The sequence below is a fragment of the Polyangiaceae bacterium genome (assembly GCA_015075635.1).
GTDB lineage: Bacteria > Myxococcota_A > Polyangia > Polyangiales > Polyangiaceae > JADJKB01.
In genome coordinates this window covers 1,044,352-1,060,811 of record JABTUA010000003.1, presented here as the reverse complement: position 1 = coordinate 1,060,811, position 16,460 = coordinate 1,044,352, and the positions used below count along the sequence as shown (strand labels likewise).

Here is a 16,460-nt window from a genome sequence, read left to right as displayed (position 1 = left end):
CTCAACGCTTCTTTGCGTTGAGCTTGGCCTGCAAGTTGAGCGCTGCGTCCTTGAAGCGCGCGGCCTCGGCGACGCAGGCCGGCGGGCAGGGCTTGTTCTTCTTCGGCCCGCAGCCGCGCTTGGCGCCGGAGCCGAGGCCAATCAGGACGGAGACCGAGCGTGCGTCGCCGTGTTGCTTGGCGCGTTCGAGCAGCGGCAGGCGGTCTTCGCAGGTCTTCGCGGTCCGGAGCTCGAAGGCGATGGCCAGCGCGGGAGTGAACTGCTGCTTGACCTTCGGATCGTCCAAGCGCTCGCGCGCCGCTTGGCGCAACGGCACGCTGGTCACCATCAGATCGAAGAGCATGTCGGCGCCGAGCGTGCCCATGCGCTGCCCCATCACGTCGAGCGCCCGCGTCGAGGCCTCCCCTGGCGAGAGCGCTGCCTTCACCACCAACGCGCCCAACGTCTTGTCCGCTACTCTCTCGGGCGCGACGCGGAACAGCTGATCGAGCTCGCCCATCGCGCGCGGCAGGCCCTCGGTCGAGCCGCCCAACGCGAGCACGAGCGGCTCGAGGACGGCGGGATCGTCGGGGTAGCGTTCGCGGAGCGGGAGCAAGGCGTCTACGCCGCGCTCGGCCGCGGCCCGCACCTCCTCCGCGGGCGCCCGGGGACCCCGAATCGAGCCGCCCTGCACCGCCTCCACGGGCGCAGAAGCCGCCGAGGCCGGCGCTTTCTCGGCGGGTTTTGTCTCGGGCTCCGGCGGCTTGCCGACCTCCGCGCTCGGGACGGGAGCCGGGGCAGGGAGCTTCGCGCGCGCCCTCTGCCCCAGGTGCAAGAGGCCCAGCGAGACCACGATGGCGGCGGTCGTGAGCACCGGACCGGCAAGCACGCGGCCGAAGCTCCCGGTCGCGCTCTCCAAGAGCCGGCGGCGCAGCACGATGCTGGCCGCTGCGACCACGCCGATGGCGCTCAAGATCGGGCCGAAGCCTGCCCACCCGGAGTAACTGAACGCGCCGCTACCCCAGGCGTGTTGAGCCACGGCGTCGGCGGTTCGCCCCAGGAGCACCACGAGGCCGTAAGAGGCGATCGCGCCGACCACGGGCCCGCGCAGCCGCGGCAGCAGCTCCAGCATCTTGACGCTGTTGTTCCAGTAGCGGCGCCAAAACCAGCGCGCGGTGAGCACTCCCGGCGTGAGCAGCGTCCCGACCACCACTGCGAGCACCAGCCAGAACTCGGACGCGGACAGCGCGCGACGACCCAGCAGCTCCGGCAGGCCGTGCACGGTGGTTATGAGGCCGAGCAACCCCGCGAGCAGACCGAGCACCGCCAGGAGCAGGACCTGAGGGCGCGCCGAGCCCACGTCCGAGTCTTCGGTGAGCGAGCCGGTGCGCGACAAGAGCTGGCGACGCGGCGGGCGGTTCGGCTCCTCGCCGCGCGGCGCGTCGAAGTGCGAGAGCGCGACCTCGAGCTCCTCCATGGTCTGGTAGCGCTCTGCCGGGTCGCTGGCCATGGCGCGTTGGACCACCAGCTCGAGCTCCTCCGGTATATCCGGATTGACGAGCCGTGGTCGCGTCGGCTCGCCGGTCATCACGGCCAGCATCGTCTGTTGCACCGACTCCTCGGCGAAAGGCGGCCTTCCAGTCAGGCAGTTGTAGATAATGGCGCCCACGCCGTAGACGTCCGCGCGCTGATCGACGCGCTCCCCGCGGGCCTGCTCCGGCGCCATGAACGAGGGCGTGCCCATGGCGATTCCAGTGCGAGTCACGCTGTTGCCGGAGGCCTCGATGAAGCGCGACAGCCCGAAGTCGAGCACCTTCACCTCCGGGCGCTCGGGCGAGCCGATCAGGTGGACGTTGTCGGGCTTCAGATCGCGGTGAATGACGCCTTGGGCGTGCGCCGCCGCGACGCCCTGGGCCACCTTGCGCGCCAGGTGCGCGGCGAGCTCGAGCGGCAGCATGCCCCGCTCCTTGATCACGTCCCCGAGGTTCTTCCCCTCGAGGTACTCGCAGACCAGGTAGGGGCGACCGTCTTCGGCGTAGCCGAAATCCTGAACCGCCACCACGTTCGGGTGAGAGATGCTGGCCGCGGCGTCGGCCTCGCGATGGAAGCGCGCGCGCACCTCGGGGCTGCCCGCCATCTCGGCGCGGATCACCTTCACGGCGAAGCGCTTACCCGCGATGCGCGTGTGGTGCGCCTCGTACACCCGGCCCATCCCTCCCTCGCCAATGACGCGCTCCAGCCGGTAGGTATTCTGCAGCGTCACTCCGACCAAGTCGTCGGAGAGCTCGCCCTCGGCCTCGGGGAGCACGCCCCCGAGGGGCGAATCCAAGGCCGTGGGCCGGTCGTCGGGAGGGCTCGTCATCTGTGCGGAGGAAGAGCGCCGATCCTAGACCACACCGGATGATTCGCGAAGCCGACGCTCAAGGAGCCAGAACCTGCCGCTTGTCCTTGTAACTCCAAACGCCCAGCCAGCTCGGCCCGCCGACGGCGACCAGGCTACCGGAAGGTGACAGGACCACGGCGCGGTTCTTGGTCACTTCGCGCACCCAGTCTTCGGTCGCGGTGGCGGGATCCAGTGGCAATTCAGTGGACATCTGCTCCTTGCCGTCCGCGTCGAGCACCAAGAGCTTCCACGAACGCGGCGGCAGCGCGGCGTCACCGGGCGCGGCGCTGGTGCTGGTCTCGAGCCGGAGCAGCGCGATCTCGGTGTCGCTGCTCGCGACGTCGAAGGTCCCTGGCAGCTCCAGCGTCTTCTTCACGCTCAAGGCGCCTTCGCCGAGCTGCGCGAGCTCGAGCTTGCCGTCGCTGCGCACGAGCCAGAGCTCGTCCAGACGCCGCGTGGTCGAGATGCGCCAGATCTCGGCGCCCGCCGGCAGCGCCAAGGACCAGCGCTTCCCACCCGGGAAGAAGCGCACGAGCTTGTCTCTGGCGGTGAACACGTAGGAGCCGTCCTTGAGCAGCGCGAACGCTTTCTGGTCGGCCGCTTCGAGCTCGATGAAGTCGAGGGTCTCGAGCCGCCCCGCCTCCCCGAGCTCGTACGGGTACAGCGTGGGGTCGATGCCGTGATGGACCCACAGCTTCTTCTTGTCCCGGCGATCGCCGAGGAGCAGCGAGTCCGGGAACAGTGGCAAGCGCGAGTAACGCTGCGCCTTCTTGGGGTCCTTCGGCACGTGCCAGACGTCGCTCTGCCCCGCGACCAGCAGGCTGCCATCGGAGAGCGCGGCCACGCGACGCGGCCCGGTCACCGGCAAGCGGCCGACCTCCTTCATGTCCTTGGTGTCGCGGATCACGAGCTCGGAGTCCGTGAGCTGGGCCAGGCGATCCTTGCCGAAGGCCAAGCGCTGGGTCGGCACGCGGCGCGGTGCCACGTCGAGCTTGGCGCTCCGGAGCTCGGCCACGAGCCTCTTCGCCTCGGCGGAGGCGTCGAAGTCGCCGGCATCGGCCACTTCCCCGAGCGCCGCGTCCAGATCGAGCTTGGGAGGACGCGGCGGCTCGTCCGGTCGGCCCGGGGTCGGCGGGCGCTCCTCGCAGGCCAGGAGCCCAAACAAAGTGGCGAAGGCTACGAGAGACATTCGCGGCATCGCGCGCGAAGCTTAACCCGAGACAGGTGACAGCCAGGGAAAGTACGAGTACTTCCGGGCCAGATGCTCGCCCGCTTCGCCGTGACCGCGCTCCTCGCGCTCTCGCTCCTGTCGGGCTGTGGCTACTTCCGTCGCGTGGGCGAATGCCGGCGCCTGGCGGTTCGGGTGAACGGCGCGCTCGGCGAGATCGCGGCAGCCCACGACGCCGGAGGCGCGACGCCGGCGAGTCACCGAGAGCTGGCCGGCCGCTACGAGCGCCTGGCGCGGGACGTCGAAGCGCACTCGAAGGGCGATGACGCGCTCGGAAGGACGCTCAAGGAATACTCGCTCGCGTTCGACGAAACCGCCCGCTCGCTGCGGACGCTGGCGGACGCCATGGAGAAGCAGGATCCCATCGCGGCGTCGCGTCTGCGCCGCGAGATGGGTAATCTGGCTCGGCGCGACAAGACCCTGGTCGCGCGCATCGACGGCCTGTGCGCCGAGCCCTGAGCCCACCTCAGTTCGTCGGGACCTGCACCTTGGGACCGGCGCTGCCGTCGCTACCGGGGTTGCCGCCGCTGCCGCCCGGGCCGCCGGAGCCCGGCAGACCCGTGGTGCAGGAGTTCTGACTGAACGTGTGCGCGACCAGCGCGCTGCTGTAGCCCAGGCACGCGCTCGGGCCGCCGCCACCGCCGCCACCGGGCGCGCCGGCGCCGCCGTTGCCACCCGATCCGCCGGGACCGCCGGAGCCGCTGTCGTCGCTGTTGTTGCCGCCGCCGCCGGGGCCGCCGCCGCTCTGCCACGCACCAGCGTCGCCGCCCTTGCCGCCGTTGCCGCCCTTGGCGGTGGTGATGGTGTTGTTGGTCACGATGATGTTGGCGCCGGACGCCGCGAACACGCCGAAGCTACCGCCGCCGCCGCCGCCGCCCTTGCCGCCGTTGCCGCCCAGGCCGCCGCAGCCGCCGGAGCCACCGCCGCCACCCTTGTCCCAATAGCCGAAGCACAGCCCGCCGCCGGAGCCGCCGCCGCCGCCGCCGCCGCCGCCGCCGCCCTTGCCGTTGGTGCCGTTCTGACCGGCGAGGCCCGCGCGCGGTACGTAGGCACCGCCGACGGCGCTGCCCAGGTTCGCGCCGCCCTGGCCCGCCTGACCCGGCGAGCCGTTCGCGCCCTTCTGCCCCGCCCCACCGGGGTTCCCGGGATCGGACAGCGCGGGAAGGCAGCCGTTGGGCGACGCGCCGGGCCCACCCGTGCCGCCTCCGTTCGCGCCGTCGTCGCCCTTCACGCCGTACAGGCCTTCGCCGCCGCCGTCGCCGCCCTTGCCGCCGGGCTCGGCGCAGGTCGGAGCCGGGCCACCGCCGCCGCAGCTGCCGCACTTCTCGCCACCGGCGGAGCCGACGATGCCGCCAGGTGCCGTGGAGCTCGAAGGCGCTACGCCGTCCGCGCCGAGCGAGCCCGTGGTGCCGGGACCGGCCTGGATGTCGTTGAAGCGCACGTACAGCTTGCCGTTGCCGTCCACGAGTCGCACGCCGTAGGTGCTGGCGCCGTTGCCGGAGGGCGTCTGCGCCTTGATGGTCATGCCCTCGATGTGCGTGTCCACGTCGATCTTGGGCGCCTGGAACACGGTGCCTTGGGCCTGCACGATGGTGGTCGCGGAGGCCGAGCGGCGGAACTTGAAGTTCGCGTCGTATTCGTCGAAGCCGCCGTACACGCTGATGCCGCTCTCGACGGTCACGGCCTCGTTGTACGTGTCGCCGGAGAGGCAGACCGCCGGCACCGGGTTGGCCTTGGCCTTGGCGATCGCCGCGGTGATGGTCTTCATCGGGTTGTCGCGAGTGCCAGAGCCGGTGGTGTCGTTGCCGTTGGCGCCCGATACGTAGACGCACTGCTCGACCATGCCGTCGCCGCCGTCGCAGTTGTCGTCGCTGAAGTTCGCGTCGATGGGATCGACCGTGTCCGCGGGCCACTTCGGGCACTGGTACTCGCAGCCGCAGGTGCCGGTGAGGGGGTTGTTGTCGATGTCCTTGTACCCCGACGGACATCCGGTCGCGCAAGGCCCCGCGTCCGTGCCGCCGTCGTCACCGCCGGTGCCGGCGCTGCCGTCGCTGCCGCCGTCGGTGCCGCCCTGACCGCCGCCGCCGGCCGCGCCCGCTGCGCCTGCTGCTCCGCCCGTGCCGCCGCCACCGCCGGAGCCACCGCTGCCTCCGCTCGCGCCGGAGCCACCGCTGCCTCCACCGCTGCCACCCGTGGCGCCGGTACCGGCATCCTTTGCGCCGGTGCCGCCGCCGCCACCGCTGGCGGAGGACGCTTCGTCACCTCCGGCGCAGCCCGCGAACGTGAGCGTCACGAGGCTGGTGCCGAGCAGCACCGCCAAGCCAAGAGCGAGTCGACCCTTCATGATGCGACAATTCTGCACTCGCCTCGGCCGCTTCTCAACAGGAGCCGGTCGGGGGGCTGGCACGGCGCGTCAGGCGCGCACGTTTCCCTACTTCTTCTTCTTCTTGGGGCGCGGCACTTTGCGCTCCTTCGGCCCCACGCTCACGTGCCCCCACACATAGCCCACCTGGCGGCGGAACTGCCCGAGCTCGTCCCCGCCGAACAGCCAAATGTCCCGCGGATCGGTGTCCATGTGCAGCATCGGCGCCCAGTGCCCGCTCGACACCCACGCGAGCACCTTCGGCGCCGTCAGCGTCGAACGCAAGAGCAGGATGCCGCACGCCGGCTTCACCGCCAGGCCCGAGCAGCCGCTCAGCACCCGCAGCTCCTCGTTGCCGATCGGCCGCCAGATCCACTCGCGCTCGAAGCGAAAGCCCTTCTGGTCGCCGATGTCCTTCTTGGCCTCCTCGGGCAAGAGCGCGAGCGCCGCTGCCGCGAGCTCCTTGTCGGGCGAGATTCGGGGGTCGAGCTTGTCACCGCGCACGACGTTGAGCACCACCTCGGACTCGTTCTTCGGGCCGGCGCAGCAGCGGAAGCCGATGTTCGCCGCGCGGGTCTCCGCCGAGCGTCCGATGGCGTTCGCGCAACGCCCGACCAGCTCGCCCTGCGGAGCGTTGCCGCCGCGCAGCGAGATCAACGCGCGCTCCGAGCCGCGGCCCCAAGGGCTGTCCGTCCACTCCCACACTCCGCCGTGCATGTCGCGCACGCCGAACTCACTCTTGCAGCCGACCAGGAAGCCGGTGGGGCGCATCGCCGACGGGCTCCCGGTCCCGCAGCGCTCGGGCTTGTGCGCGTTGCCGTACTCGTAGGTGAAGTTGCTCGGCCCCTTGCACGCGCGTTCCCACTCGAGCTCGCTGCACAGGCGCTTGTCCTTCTCCTCGCACAGCGCCGCTGCCTCGGCGTGGGTGACGTTGGTGCGCGGGATGGCGCCCTCCTCGTTCGGGAACGGGAACACGTCCATGTAGAAGCCGTGCAAGATCAGCTGCTCGCCCGGCATCTCTTCGTCCGCGAGGCGCGGGTAGGCGTCGGGTGGCGTGCCCGCGACGAGCGCCCCGCCGTGGACCCACACCATGCCCTTCTTCGGCGGCGGTGGCGCGGGCGGCGGCCCGAGCGACCCGCTGGGTGCGGCGCTCGAAGTCGGCTCCGGGCCGCCCTCGCCCTTGCCTTTGCACCCGAGGCAGGACAGCCCGAGCGCCAGCCAGAGCCCCACGCGTTCGCTCCCAGCGAACGCCCGGCTCATGGGTCGCGGCTCTCGTCCTTCTCGCGCAGTCCGAGCTCCTTCATCTTGAGCTGCAGGCCTTTGCGCGAAATCTTGAGCAGGCGCGCGGCGTGGGTCACGTTGTTGTGAGTCTGGTCGAGCGCCTTCAAGATCAGCTCGCGCTCGAGCCGGCTCATCGCGGCCTTCACTTGCTCCTTCAGCCCGTCGGTCGGCGAGGCCTCCAGCGCCGGCGGCGGCTCCGAAGGGGTCGACGCCCGCGGCGCCTCGCCGCGCTGCACCTCCGGCGGCAGATCCGCCACGGAGATGTGACTGCGATCACAGAACAGCACCGCGCGCTCCACCAGGTTCTCGAGCTCGCGGATGTTGCCAGGCCAGGGGTAAGCGAGCAGGAGCTGCTCCGCCTCCGCGTCGAGCCCCTTCACGCTCTTCTTCAGCCGGGCGTTGAACTTCTCCACGAAGTGGCCCACCAGGGCCGAAATGTCCTCGCGGCGCTCGCGCAGCGGCGGCAAGCGGATCGAGACCACGTTCAAGCGGTAGTACAGGTCCTCCCGGAAAGCCCCCGCGGCGATCTCCTTCTTCAGATCGCTGTTGGTGGCCGCGACCAAGCGCACGTCCACGCGGATGGTCTTGATGCCGCCGACGCGCTCGAACTCGTGCTCTTGCAGCGCGCGCAAGAGCTTGACCTGCATCTCGATGGGAATGTTGCCGATCTCGTCCAGGAACAGCGTGCCGCCCGTCGCCAGCTCGAAGCGGCCAGGCTTGCTACCCACCGCGCCGGTGAAGGCGCCGCGCTCGTAGCCGAACAGCTCGCTCTCCATCAGGTCGCGGGGAATGGCGGCGCAGTTGACCTTGATGAAGGGCTTGTCGCGGCGCGAGGAGTTCTCGTGCAGCGCCCGCGCCACCAGCTCCTTGCCCGTCCCGCTCTCGCCGGAGACGAGCACCGTCGTCGGCGTGTCGGCCACCCGCTCGAGCACGGCATACAGCTCCTGGATCCCGGCGCTCTGGCCGATGATGCCGTAGCGGGCACCGGCCGGCGGATGCGCCTCGGAGCTGGCCGTGACCTCGGTGGAGGACAGGTCTCGGGTGCGCAGCGCCTTCTTGACGATGGTCCGGACCTCGGACTGATCGAAGGGCTTGGTGATGTAGTCGAAGGCCCCGGTCTTCAGCGCCTCGACCGCGTTGTCCACGGTGCCGTGCGCCGTGATCATCACCACGGGCAACTCGCCGTCGAGGGCGACTGCACGGCGCAACAGCTCCATGCCGTCCATCTTCGGCATGCGCAGATCGGTGATCACCAGGTCGATGTGGTTCTCCGCGAGCAATGCCAGCGCCTGCTCGCCGTCGTCGGCGGTGTGCACGTCGTAGCCGTCCCGCGCGAGCTGCGCCGAGAGCACGCGTCTCAAGTTGGGCTCGTCGTCCACGACCAGGATCTGTTTGCGCTCGGGCAGCATCATGACGAAAGCCTCCGGCCGTACGTTCAGTCGCAGCGGGCGCCGCGAGCGCCCTGGAGTAGCTTCGAACAGAAGAACAGCGCCGCTTTGCCGTTGCCGGGCGCGCCGGCGACGAACACGTCCCGGTCCGGCTGGCGCACCACGCCGATGGCGGTGCCGAGCCGATCACCGGACTCTGCGCTGGAGACGAAGCGCGCCTCCAGCATCCAGTCGGGGTGCTCGGGCTCGACGTCGAACACGAACACGGCTCCACCCTGGCTGGCATCGCGAACGCCCATCCCGGGCGCACCCACCAGCACCTCGCCGTCGTCGTCACGGTCGAAGTCCGCCACCGCCAACGCGGCGCCGAACTGACTGCTCCCGCAACCATCGAGGTCGGAGGTGGTGCGGCACGAGAGCGCCACGATCTCCGCCCCCGCCGGCAGCGCGCCGCAGCCAGCGGGCGCCGAGCTCGCGAGCACGGCGCCGCTCAGCACGTGCACCTTGGCGTCCGAAGCGACCAGGAGCTCCTGATCGGCGTCCTTGTCCACCCGCCCCGCCGCGAGCGTGCGGCCGAAGCCAGCAATGTTGGGGGCCAAGCAGCCTGCGAGCGCGCCGCTCGAGTCGAACAGGTAGACGCGACCCTGGCCGGGCTCCCCGACTGCGAGCCACTGGGCGCCGCCCATGCTCACCACCGCGAGCGCGGAGCCGAACGTCCCTTGGGCGCCGGACCCGGGATCGAGCACCACGGGGGTCTGCGACTGCGACGCGTAGAACCACGCCGCGGCGGGCTGGTCCACGAGCGTGCCGCCCACGTCGACCTGATGAGCCGGCGTGCCCGCGAGCAAGATGGGGAAGTCAACCGCGGGCGCCGCGAGGGAGAGGTACTTGGCCGACTCCGCGGTCAGCTGCGAGCCGGCCGGCAGCTCGTTCGTGCTCAGGTAGGCGGGCTCGCCGGCGCACTGGATCTGGATCCCGAGGGGCTTCTGGCCGCCGCCCGTGCCGAGCCCTTCGGCGAAGCAGAGCGTGTGCTCCTTGGCCTCGAGCGTGGCTCGCCGGAGCGGCGCGGCGCTCTTGGCCAGCGTGCAGCCGAGCCCGCAGTGGCCGCTGCGGACGGCGTCGGCGCTGGCGCCTTGCCCGGGTCCGAGCTCGAACTCCGCGCCGCCGGTGCGGCCTGGCGAGGCGCCGACGTAGACGCGATAGAACCCGTCCACCTCGCCGCTGGCGACGCTGGAGCCGAACCCGTAGCTGACGTTGCTGGGCTTCGTGAAGAGCAGGACCGGGGCGTTGTCGCTCACGTCGTCGAAGCGCGCCCAAGAACAAGCGGCCACGCCCGAGGCCACGGCAACCGCCAGCACCATCGCCACACGGGACATCAGAAACGCCCTCCGAGCGACAGCCCCGCGGGACCCGGCGAGAGCCCAATCGAGAACGGCGCCTGGCGCGGGCGCGACCGCGGCTGTGGCACGGCCACGCGGGTCGGCGCCCGGAGCTTCGCCGTGGGACGTTGCTTGCGCGGGTCGTTGAACTCCACCGGCTGGTCCTTCACGGCGCGGGACTCCGGCAGCGGGTCCTTGATGAAGTTGTAGGTGGCGAAGGCACCCAGGATGCCGCCGATGGCGAAGCCCGCGTTCGCCCCGATCGCGAAGATGCGTCCACGGCTGACCCGCTCGTCCTCCTGCTCCAGAACGCCGGCCTTGCGATCGTTCTCCAGCTCCTCGTGGAGGTTGTCGGATTGGATCCCCAGAAACACGCCCGCGCCCAGGAACACGGCGCCGATCACCGCCTGCGTCCAGGCCGCGCCGCGGGGGTACTTCTGGATCATGTCCGCGTGCAGCGGCAGCACCTGCCCCGCGGGCACCGTGACGACTTCCTCGTAGGTCTTGTAGCCGCTGGCCTTGATGGTGAGCTTGTGCTGACCGGCGTCGGCTTTCACCGCGAGCGGCGCCTCGCCGGAGCGCCAGACCCCCGCCGGTTTCTCGTCGAACGAGACCTTCAGCTCGGGGGCGTTGCCGTCGATCCGCACGTAGCCGTAGCCGACCCGCACGAGCTTGACCTCGAGCTCCTTCTGCTCCCCTCGGCCGAGCTCGAGCTTCTGGTGGTAGGGCTCGAAGCCGGGGGCCTCGACCAACAGCGAGTGCGTCCCGCTGGAGACGAGCTCGCCGTGCGGAGTGGTTCCCCAAGGCGGCCGCGCGCGCCGGTCGTCGTCGATGAACACGTAGCCGCCGAGCACGTTGGCCGACACGCGCAGGAAGCTCATGAACTCGCCCTGCGAGAGGTTGGCTCGGAAGTGGAACACCTTCGCGCGCTTGACCTCGACGGCGGCGTCGCAGGCCTTGAAGTCGAGGTAGGGTTCGACCACGACGTGGTAGCTGCCCACCTCGAGCGTCAGGTTCGCTGGAGAGCGCGCGCTGGTGATCTCCTGCCAACCCGGATTCTGCGCGCCGAGCTTGTACGGAGGGGCCGACTCCGTCGAGCGGGCGTAGAGCTTGATCAGGGCGCCGGGCGGCTCGGTCTCGATCAGAGCCAGCGACTTCATCGACTCCGCCGTGTCCGGCGTCAGGGTCGGCGGCGGCTGGGGGGCGGGCGGTGCCGCGTCGCTGCCGCCCTCGTCGCCCCCGTCCTCCACTCCCGCGTCCGTCTCCGGGGTCGGGGTCGGGGCGATGCCCTTCGAGGCCTCGAGGGCGGCGATGCGCCCCCTCACCTTTGCCGCGTCCGGTGCGTTGGGATCGGCCGCGAGGTAGTCGCGAAACTTCTGCAGAGCCGGGTCGATCTGACCGAGCTTCTGGTAGCAGACGCCGGCGTTGAACAAGAACGCGGCGTAAGGCTGCTCGGCGTGCCCCGCCTCGAACACCTTGGCGGCGCTCGCGTAGTCGCCGGCGACGAACAGCGCCTGCCCCTTCTCCATGCGCTCCCGGATCAGCTCCAGCTTGCGCGCGGAAACGGCCTTTCCAGCCTGGGCTCGCGCCCCTTCCGGCGCCAGGACGAGGAGCCCCAGGAGCAGCAGGAGCGCGCTCGCCCAACCCAGTACTCTCGGCTCGACCCGTCCCACGGCGGCAAACTTGACCCCGGATGCGGGCGCGGCACAAGCCTCTGGGTCACGCTCGGGTGACGGCGGTCGGTGGGTTTCGGGACGAGGGCCTCACGAAGATTGAGGTCTGGCCCGGGCTGCCACTATGCTATCGACCAGACCTCTGACCGCCATGCGCGCTCCCCGCCACCTCCTCCTGGCTGCTGCCGTCGGGCTCACACCCGGCTTGGCGCGTGCCGAAGACGCCCCCAAGCCGATCCCGCCCTGCGAGAAGACGCCGACGGAGGGCGACGTGGCCGGTGCGAAGGGCGCGTTCCAAGCGGGGCAGGCCTCGTTCGAGGAGGGCGACTACAACCGCGCCATCTCGTACTGGGACGATGCGTACCGCCGGGACTGCACCGCCCACGCGCTGCTGCTCAACCTGGCCCGGGCGTACGAGCTGAACAACCAGAAGCGGCACGCCATCGTGGCGCTGGAGACCTACCTGGCGCGGCAGCCGAGCTCGCCGCAGCGCGACCAGATCGCGCGCCGCATCGAAGGCCTGAACGAGAAGATCGCCCAGGAGGCGAACAACCCCACGGCTGGTCCTGGACCCGGCACGGGTCCCACGGCTCAGAAACCCGATGGTCAGCCGGCTTCGACACCGGAGCCGGACACCGGGGGCAAGCGTCCGCTGACTCCGCTGATCGTCGCGGGCGCCGGCGGCGTGATCGCCATCATCGGCGGCGTGCTCTATCTGGGCGCGGCCGGGGACGTCAGCGACATCGAGGACAAGTGCGGCGGTCGCAGCAACTGCCCGCCCAAGTTGGTGGAAGAAGGCAACGACGCGCGCAGTCGCCAGACCACATGGGGTGTGGTCACCGTCGGCGGCGTCGCCATCGCAGCGGGCGGGCTCGTCTGGTACTTCCTCTCGAAGCCCAAGGGCGGGGAAGCGAACACCGCGCTCGCGCCCAAACGCCGCCTTCTGCCCCGGGTCGACCCGGTTGTCGGACGGGGTTTCACCGGCCTGGCCGTGAGCGGCACGTTCTGACGCTCACTTGGCGGGCGGCGGGGGCTCGTCCGGCTCTTCTGGTTGGGGCGTCCCCTCGCCCTCGGGCGACCGCTGCTTGTCGCCGGAATACACGATGTAGCGCGCCTGCCCGGTCGGGCCGCCGTCGAGCCGCGACAGGTCGGGCTCGAGGGGAAACGGCGTCTCGCTCGACGAGCCTCCGCAGGACCCGAGGGAGAGCAGCGCAGAGAGCGCCAACACGCCGATGCCGAAGCGCAACACGCGCGCCTCGTAGCACGCCACCGCGCGGCCGCCTAGGTTCGGGTGGCCGGGAGCGCCCAAAGGCTCTAGCTTTCGGGCGGACGATGACACCGAAGCTGCTCGCAGCGCTGTTCGGGTGCTCGATCGCAGCCGTCTCCTGCGGCGGCGACGACGAAGCAACCGCCGCGTGCGAAGCGCCCAGCTGCCCCATCGACTACGCCGGTCTCGATCTGGCCACCCCTTCCGTCAGCTTCGCGAACGACGTGTTCCCGCTCTTCCGGCGCTCGTGCGGGTTGTCGAGCGTGTGCCACGGCTCACAATCATCGAGCGCAGCCGGCCTGTACTTGGGGCCGAAGAAGAGCGACACGACCACGGTCATCGACGTCGCCCTGTACCAGCAGGTCATCGACGGCATCGCCAACGTACCGTCCAAGACCGCTCCTGCGATGGACCTGGTGGAGCCCGCCGATCCGAGCCAGAGCTTCCTGATGCTCAAGATGGATGGCTGCCACAACGCCGCGGGTCTCGCCTGCACGGCGCAGCCCAAGGCGAAGTCGGGCGAGCCCTGCGGAGACAGCATGCCGCAGGGCAGTGGCGTGCTCTGCGCCGAAGATCGTGACGTCGTCCGGCGCTGGATCGCGCAGGGCGCGAAGATCGACTGAGGAGCGATGATCGGAAGGCTGTCTGGAGTAGTGGCGCACGACGACGCGAGCGGCGAGCTCGTGATCGACGTCGCCGGGGTGGGTTACGAGGTGACCACGCCGGTTGGGGCGCGCGGCCGGGCCGAGTCGAACGGCCCCGACCACGTGGTGCTGTTCATCCACACCCACGTGCGCGAGGACTCGCTGAACCTGTTCGGCTTCCCGAGCGAGCAGGAGAGGCGGGTGTTTCGGCTCTTGATCGGCGTGCCGAACGTCGGACCCAAAACCGCGCTCGGGGTGCTGAGCGCGCTGCCCATCGAGGAGCTGTCGCGAGCCGTGGAGGCCGAGGACCTGGGACGCCTCTCGCGCGTGCCCGGGATCGGCAAGAAGACGGCCGAGCGACTGGTGCTCGAGCTGCGCGAGAAGCTACCGAAGGTCGGCGGGGCGGCGCCGGGCCCGGCGCCACGCGCGGCCGCTGGCGACGACGACGCGCGCAAGCTGACGTTCGCGCTGACCAACATGGGCTACCGCTCTGCCGAGGCCGACCGCGCCGTTCGCGCGCTCGGCGACCGGGTCGGAAAGCACCCCCTGGCCGATCTGCTGCGCGAGGCGCTCGCCCACCTGACCCCCTGATCCGGCCGGTTTTTGCGCGCTGGTCGCCCCCTGCGCCCTGCCGGACCACGATCCTTGACCCCTACCGATGGGCGTGGATAATCGCGCAGTTACCAGCAAAGACGCGGCGCGGTACCGGCATCGCGAACGCCCCGGGGAGCTCCTCAGTGATCACCTGTCCGAAGTGCAGCAAGGAAAACCAGGACCACTACAAGTTCTGCCTCGGTTGTGGTGCCGAGCTGCCACGCGGCGCGGCGCCCAAGCCGTTTTCGCCGCAGACGCCGCCGCATGGTGTCGCGGCGCAAGCGCCGCGCGCCGCCACGCCGACTCCGGCAGCCGCGCCCGCGCCGCGGTCGGCAGCCGCGCCTGCGCCGGCCCCAGCGCCCGTCCCCGTGGCCGTGCCGGTCACTCCGGCGGCGACTCCTGCTCCTGCGCCTGCCGCAGCGGGAGACATCGTCACCTGCCCGCAGTGCGGCCACAAGAACCCGCCGAACAACCGCTTCTGCGCGTCGTGCGGCTACAATGTCGGCGCGCTCAGCGGTTCGGTGCCCGCTCCTGCGGCAGCAGCGGCTGCGCCCGCGGCCGCTGCCGGTGGCGGCCCGAGCGTCGTGTTCACCGCGCTGCGTGCCGACGGCACCGAGGCCGGTACCTACAAGCTGCCCGACGCCCCGACGGTCACCTGCGGGCGGGACACCGGCTCCATCTTCGCTGGCGACAGCTACCTCTCGCCGCGCCACGCGACGTTCACGCGCCGCAACAACCAGCTGTTCGTGAAGGACGAGAACTCGCTGAACGGCGTGTACCTGAAGATCAAGCCGAACGAGCCCTGGGCCCTCGCCTACAACGACATCTTCCGCATCGGGCAGGAGATCGTGCGGCTCGAGGAGCTCAAGCCCGCCGCGCCCTCCCCGGACGGCGTGGAACGCTTCGGCAGCCCGGCGAAGGGCTACATTGGCCGCCTTTCCCTGGTGATCGGCCGCGACACGTCCGGTAACGCCTTCCCCATCCCGGAGCGCGGAGTGCACCTCGGCCGCGAGCGCGGCGACATCCTGTTCTCGGAGGACGGTTACGTCTCTGGCCTGCACTGTCGCATCGCGCGCGGCGCGGACGGCAAGATGTACCTGACCGACGTGGGCAGCTCGAACGGCACGTTCGTGCGCCTGGGCCACGAGCAACAGGTGCAGCGCGGCGACATCCTGCTGATGGGGCAGCAGCTGTTCCGCGTCGACTTCTGATCCGGACCGGAGCAGACGAAGAATGTCCGGTCCTCGCACGATCCGCGTGGTGGCTGCCGTCATCGAACGAGACGGGAACTACCTGATCACCCAGCGCCGGCCGACCGCGGTGTTACCGCTGCTCTGGGAGTTCCCGGGTGGGCGCGTCGAGGACGGGGAGACGGACGCCGATGCGCTGCGGCGAGAGGTCAAGCACCGCCTCGGCGTCGAGGTGCAGCCCGGTCAGCTCATCAGCTTCGTGAGCCACCCATACGAGCACTACACGGTGGACCTCTACCTGTACGAGTGCCGGATCGCCGCTGGCGAACCGAAGGAGCTCAACGTACACTCGTTCAAGTGGGTGACGAGCGGCGACTTCGACCAGTATCCGTTCACGCCTGCGGACGAGCTCTCGATGAACAAGCTCCTCGGCCTCGGCTGAGGACGTTGCTCGCGCTCTCGGCCTGCCTCGGCTGGCTCACGCCGGCGTGGGCACAGGTGCCCGTCGCTGCGCCCCCGCCCGGGCCGAGCGCGCCTGCAGGCGCCGCCCTCGCGCCCTTCGGGCCGGGCGCGAGCGTGGAGGTCACGAGCGAGGGTAAGCCGGTCAACGTGTTCGTGGCGCGCCTCGGGCCGACCGCGACCGCCGCCCCCGCGGACAGCGACTTCGTGAAGCTCGGCAAGACGCCGCTCGGATTTCAGCTGCCGCCGGGCAGCTACCGCATCGAGGTCGAGGGCGTGGAGATCTCGAACGAGAGCATGCTCTTCGAGATGCGCAGCGAGCCGCGCCGACTCAAGGTGAGGACCGGCTCCGAGGGCCTCGGCACGACCGGCACGTTGTTGATGGCAGTCGGCGTCCTGGGCATCGTCGGCGCCACGGCGATCCTGGTCTCGGGGTCGCAAGCGCCCAGCAAGCTCGACAAGGCCAGCGTGCTGATCCCGATGTACGCGGCGGGCGCGGTCTGCTTCGGTGGCGGCCTGGCCATGAGCATGGCGGGCAGCACGAAGCTCGAGGACGTGAGGTCCAACTCGCGGGCGGCAGTCCGCGGCGCCTGGCTCGGAGTGAACGGCAGGTTCTGAGCAACTCGGCGGTTG

At 70.6% G+C, this 16,460-nt stretch carries 16 protein-coding genes and 1 pseudogene; 9 read left to right on the top strand and 8 right to left on the bottom strand.

Going from position 1 to position 16,460, the window contains the following annotated elements:
* Position 1: 1 nt before the first annotated feature.
* A complete protein-coding gene (locus tag HS104_35375) occupies positions 2-2,341 on the bottom strand; it encodes a serine/threonine protein kinase (GenBank protein ID MBE7485236.1) in 2,340 nt (779 codons plus the stop codon).
* A gap of 58 nt (positions 2,342-2,399) precedes the next feature.
* On the bottom strand, positions 2,400-3,560 hold the full coding sequence (locus tag HS104_35370; GenBank protein MBE7485235.1) for a hypothetical protein: 1,161 nt from the start codon (positions 3,558-3,560) through the stop codon (positions 2,400-2,402).
* A 63-nt stretch (positions 3,561-3,623) separates the two neighbouring features.
* Here HS104_35370 and HS104_35365 point away from each other — a divergent pair, with 63 nt between their 5' ends.
* Complete coding sequence (locus tag HS104_35365) at positions 3,624-4,049, top strand: hypothetical protein (protein ID MBE7485234.1); 426 nt, start codon at positions 3,624-3,626, stop codon at positions 4,047-4,049.
* Between the two features lie 7 nt (positions 4,050-4,056).
* Here HS104_35365 and HS104_35360 read toward each other — a convergent pair whose 3' ends face one another.
* On the bottom strand, positions 4,057-5,433 hold the full coding sequence (locus HS104_35360) for a PE-PGRS family protein (GenBank protein MBE7485233.1): 1,377 nt from the start codon (positions 5,431-5,433) through the stop codon (positions 4,057-4,059).
* 43 nt (positions 5,434-5,476) lie between these two features.
* On the opposite strand from HS104_35360, the gene HS104_35355 reads away from it, so the two are divergent.
* Entirely contained in the window at positions 5,477-5,665 is a 189-nt protein-coding gene (locus HS104_35355; GenBank protein MBE7485232.1) for a hypothetical protein, read from the top strand.
* 57 nt (positions 5,666-5,722) lie between these two features.
* Positions 5,723-5,827: pseudogene (locus HS104_35350) on the top strand (peptidoglycan endopeptidase).
* 194 nt (positions 5,828-6,021) lie between these two features.
* On the opposite strand, the gene HS104_35345 reads toward HS104_35350, so the two are convergent.
* From HS104_35345 to HS104_35330, 4 genes are read right to left on the bottom strand one after another with little or no spacing between them, the layout of a single operon-like run.
* Entirely contained in the window at positions 6,022-7,212 is a 1,191-nt protein-coding gene (locus HS104_35345; protein MBE7485231.1) for a formylglycine-generating enzyme family protein, read from the bottom strand.
* Positions 7,209-8,645: a sigma-54-dependent Fis family transcriptional regulator gene (locus tag HS104_35340; protein ID MBE7485230.1), complete on the bottom strand. Its 1,437-nt coding sequence runs from the start codon at positions 8,643-8,645 to the stop codon at positions 7,209-7,211. Before HS104_35340 ends, HS104_35345 begins: the two co-directional genes overlap by 4 nt.
* A 23-nt stretch (positions 8,646-8,668) precedes the next feature.
* On the bottom strand, positions 8,669-9,997 hold the full coding sequence (locus HS104_35335; GenBank protein ID MBE7485229.1) for an FG-GAP repeat protein: 1,329 nt from the start codon (positions 9,995-9,997) through the stop codon (positions 8,669-8,671).
* Positions 9,997-11,673 carry a PEGA domain-containing protein gene (locus tag HS104_35330; GenBank protein ID MBE7485228.1) on the bottom strand — a complete coding sequence of 559 codons (1,677 nt, stop codon included), beginning with the start codon at positions 11,671-11,673 and terminating at the stop codon, positions 9,997-9,999. The genes HS104_35335 and HS104_35330 overlap by 1 nt, the downstream gene beginning before the upstream one ends.
* A gap of 151 nt (positions 11,674-11,824) precedes the next feature.
* On the opposite strand from HS104_35330, the gene HS104_35325 reads away from it, so the two are divergent.
* Complete coding sequence (locus HS104_35325; GenBank protein ID MBE7485227.1) at positions 11,825-12,682, top strand: hypothetical protein; 858 nt, start codon at positions 11,825-11,827, stop codon at positions 12,680-12,682.
* A 3-nt stretch (positions 12,683-12,685) separates the two neighbouring features.
* Here HS104_35325 and HS104_35320 read toward each other — a convergent pair whose 3' ends face one another.
* On the bottom strand, positions 12,686-12,922 hold the full coding sequence (locus HS104_35320) for a hypothetical protein (GenBank protein ID MBE7485226.1): 237 nt from the start codon (positions 12,920-12,922) through the stop codon (positions 12,686-12,688).
* An 83-nt stretch (positions 12,923-13,005) separates the two neighbouring features.
* On the opposite strand from HS104_35320, the gene HS104_35315 reads away from it, so the two are divergent.
* The 5 genes from HS104_35315 to HS104_35295 all read left to right on the top strand — a co-directional run bounded on the left by HS104_35315 (position 13,006) and on the right by HS104_35295 (position 16,445).
* Positions 13,006-13,563, top strand: a complete 558-nt coding sequence (locus HS104_35315) for a hypothetical protein (protein MBE7485225.1) — start codon at positions 13,006-13,008, stop codon at positions 13,561-13,563.
* A gap of 6 nt (positions 13,564-13,569) precedes the next feature.
* Complete coding sequence (gene ruvA / locus HS104_35310) at positions 13,570-14,175, top strand: Holliday junction branch migration protein RuvA (GenBank protein MBE7485224.1); 606 nt, start codon at positions 13,570-13,572, stop codon at positions 14,173-14,175.
* Between the two features lie 146 nt (positions 14,176-14,321).
* On the top strand, positions 14,322-15,389 hold the full coding sequence (locus HS104_35305; protein MBE7485223.1) for an FHA domain-containing protein: 1,068 nt from the start codon (positions 14,322-14,324) through the stop codon (positions 15,387-15,389).
* A 22-nt stretch (positions 15,390-15,411) separates the two neighbouring features.
* On the top strand, positions 15,412-15,810 hold the full coding sequence (locus HS104_35300) for a (deoxy)nucleoside triphosphate pyrophosphohydrolase (GenBank protein MBE7485222.1): 399 nt from the start codon (positions 15,412-15,414) through the stop codon (positions 15,808-15,810).
* A gap of 5 nt (positions 15,811-15,815) precedes the next feature.
* Entirely contained in the window at positions 15,816-16,445 is a 630-nt protein-coding gene (locus tag HS104_35295; GenBank protein MBE7485221.1) for a hypothetical protein, read from the top strand.
* Positions 16,446-16,460: the final 15 nt, after the last annotated feature.

Excerpts from the sequence above, each read along its gene's own strand:
- HS104_35375 (MBE7485236.1), bottom strand. The coding sequence starts at position 2,341 with ATGACGAGCCCTCCCGACGACCGGCCCACGGCCTTGGATTCGCCCCTC.
- HS104_35370 (MBE7485235.1), bottom strand. The coding sequence starts at position 3,560 with ATGCCGCGAATGTCTCTCGTAGCCTTCGCCACTTTGTTTGGGCTCCTG.
- HS104_35365 (MBE7485234.1), top strand. The coding sequence starts at position 3,624 with ATGCTCGCCCGCTTCGCCGTGACCGCGCTCCTCGCGCTCTCGCTCCTG.
- HS104_35360 (MBE7485233.1), bottom strand. The coding sequence starts at position 5,433 with ATGGTCGAGCAGTGCGTCTACGTATCGGGCGCCAACGGCAACGACACC.
- HS104_35355 (MBE7485232.1), top strand. The coding sequence starts at position 5,477 with ATGGGATCGACCGTGTCCGCGGGCCACTTCGGGCACTGGTACTCGCAG.
- HS104_35345 (MBE7485231.1), bottom strand. The coding sequence starts at position 7,212 with ATGAGCCGGGCGTTCGCTGGGAGCGAACGCGTGGGGCTCTGGCTGGCG.
- HS104_35340 (MBE7485230.1), bottom strand. The coding sequence starts at position 8,645 with ATGATGCTGCCCGAGCGCAAACAGATCCTGGTCGTGGACGACGAGCCC.
- HS104_35335 (MBE7485229.1), bottom strand. The coding sequence starts at position 9,997 with ATGTCCCGTGTGGCGATGGTGCTGGCGGTTGCCGTGGCCTCGGGCGTG.
- HS104_35325 (MBE7485227.1), top strand. The coding sequence starts at position 11,825 with ATGCGCGCTCCCCGCCACCTCCTCCTGGCTGCTGCCGTCGGGCTCACA.
- HS104_35315 (MBE7485225.1), top strand. The coding sequence starts at position 13,006 with ATGACACCGAAGCTGCTCGCAGCGCTGTTCGGGTGCTCGATCGCAGCC.
- ruvA (MBE7485224.1), top strand. The coding sequence starts at position 13,570 with ATGATCGGAAGGCTGTCTGGAGTAGTGGCGCACGACGACGCGAGCGGC.
- HS104_35300 (MBE7485222.1), top strand. The coding sequence starts at position 15,412 with ATGTCCGGTCCTCGCACGATCCGCGTGGTGGCTGCCGTCATCGAACGA.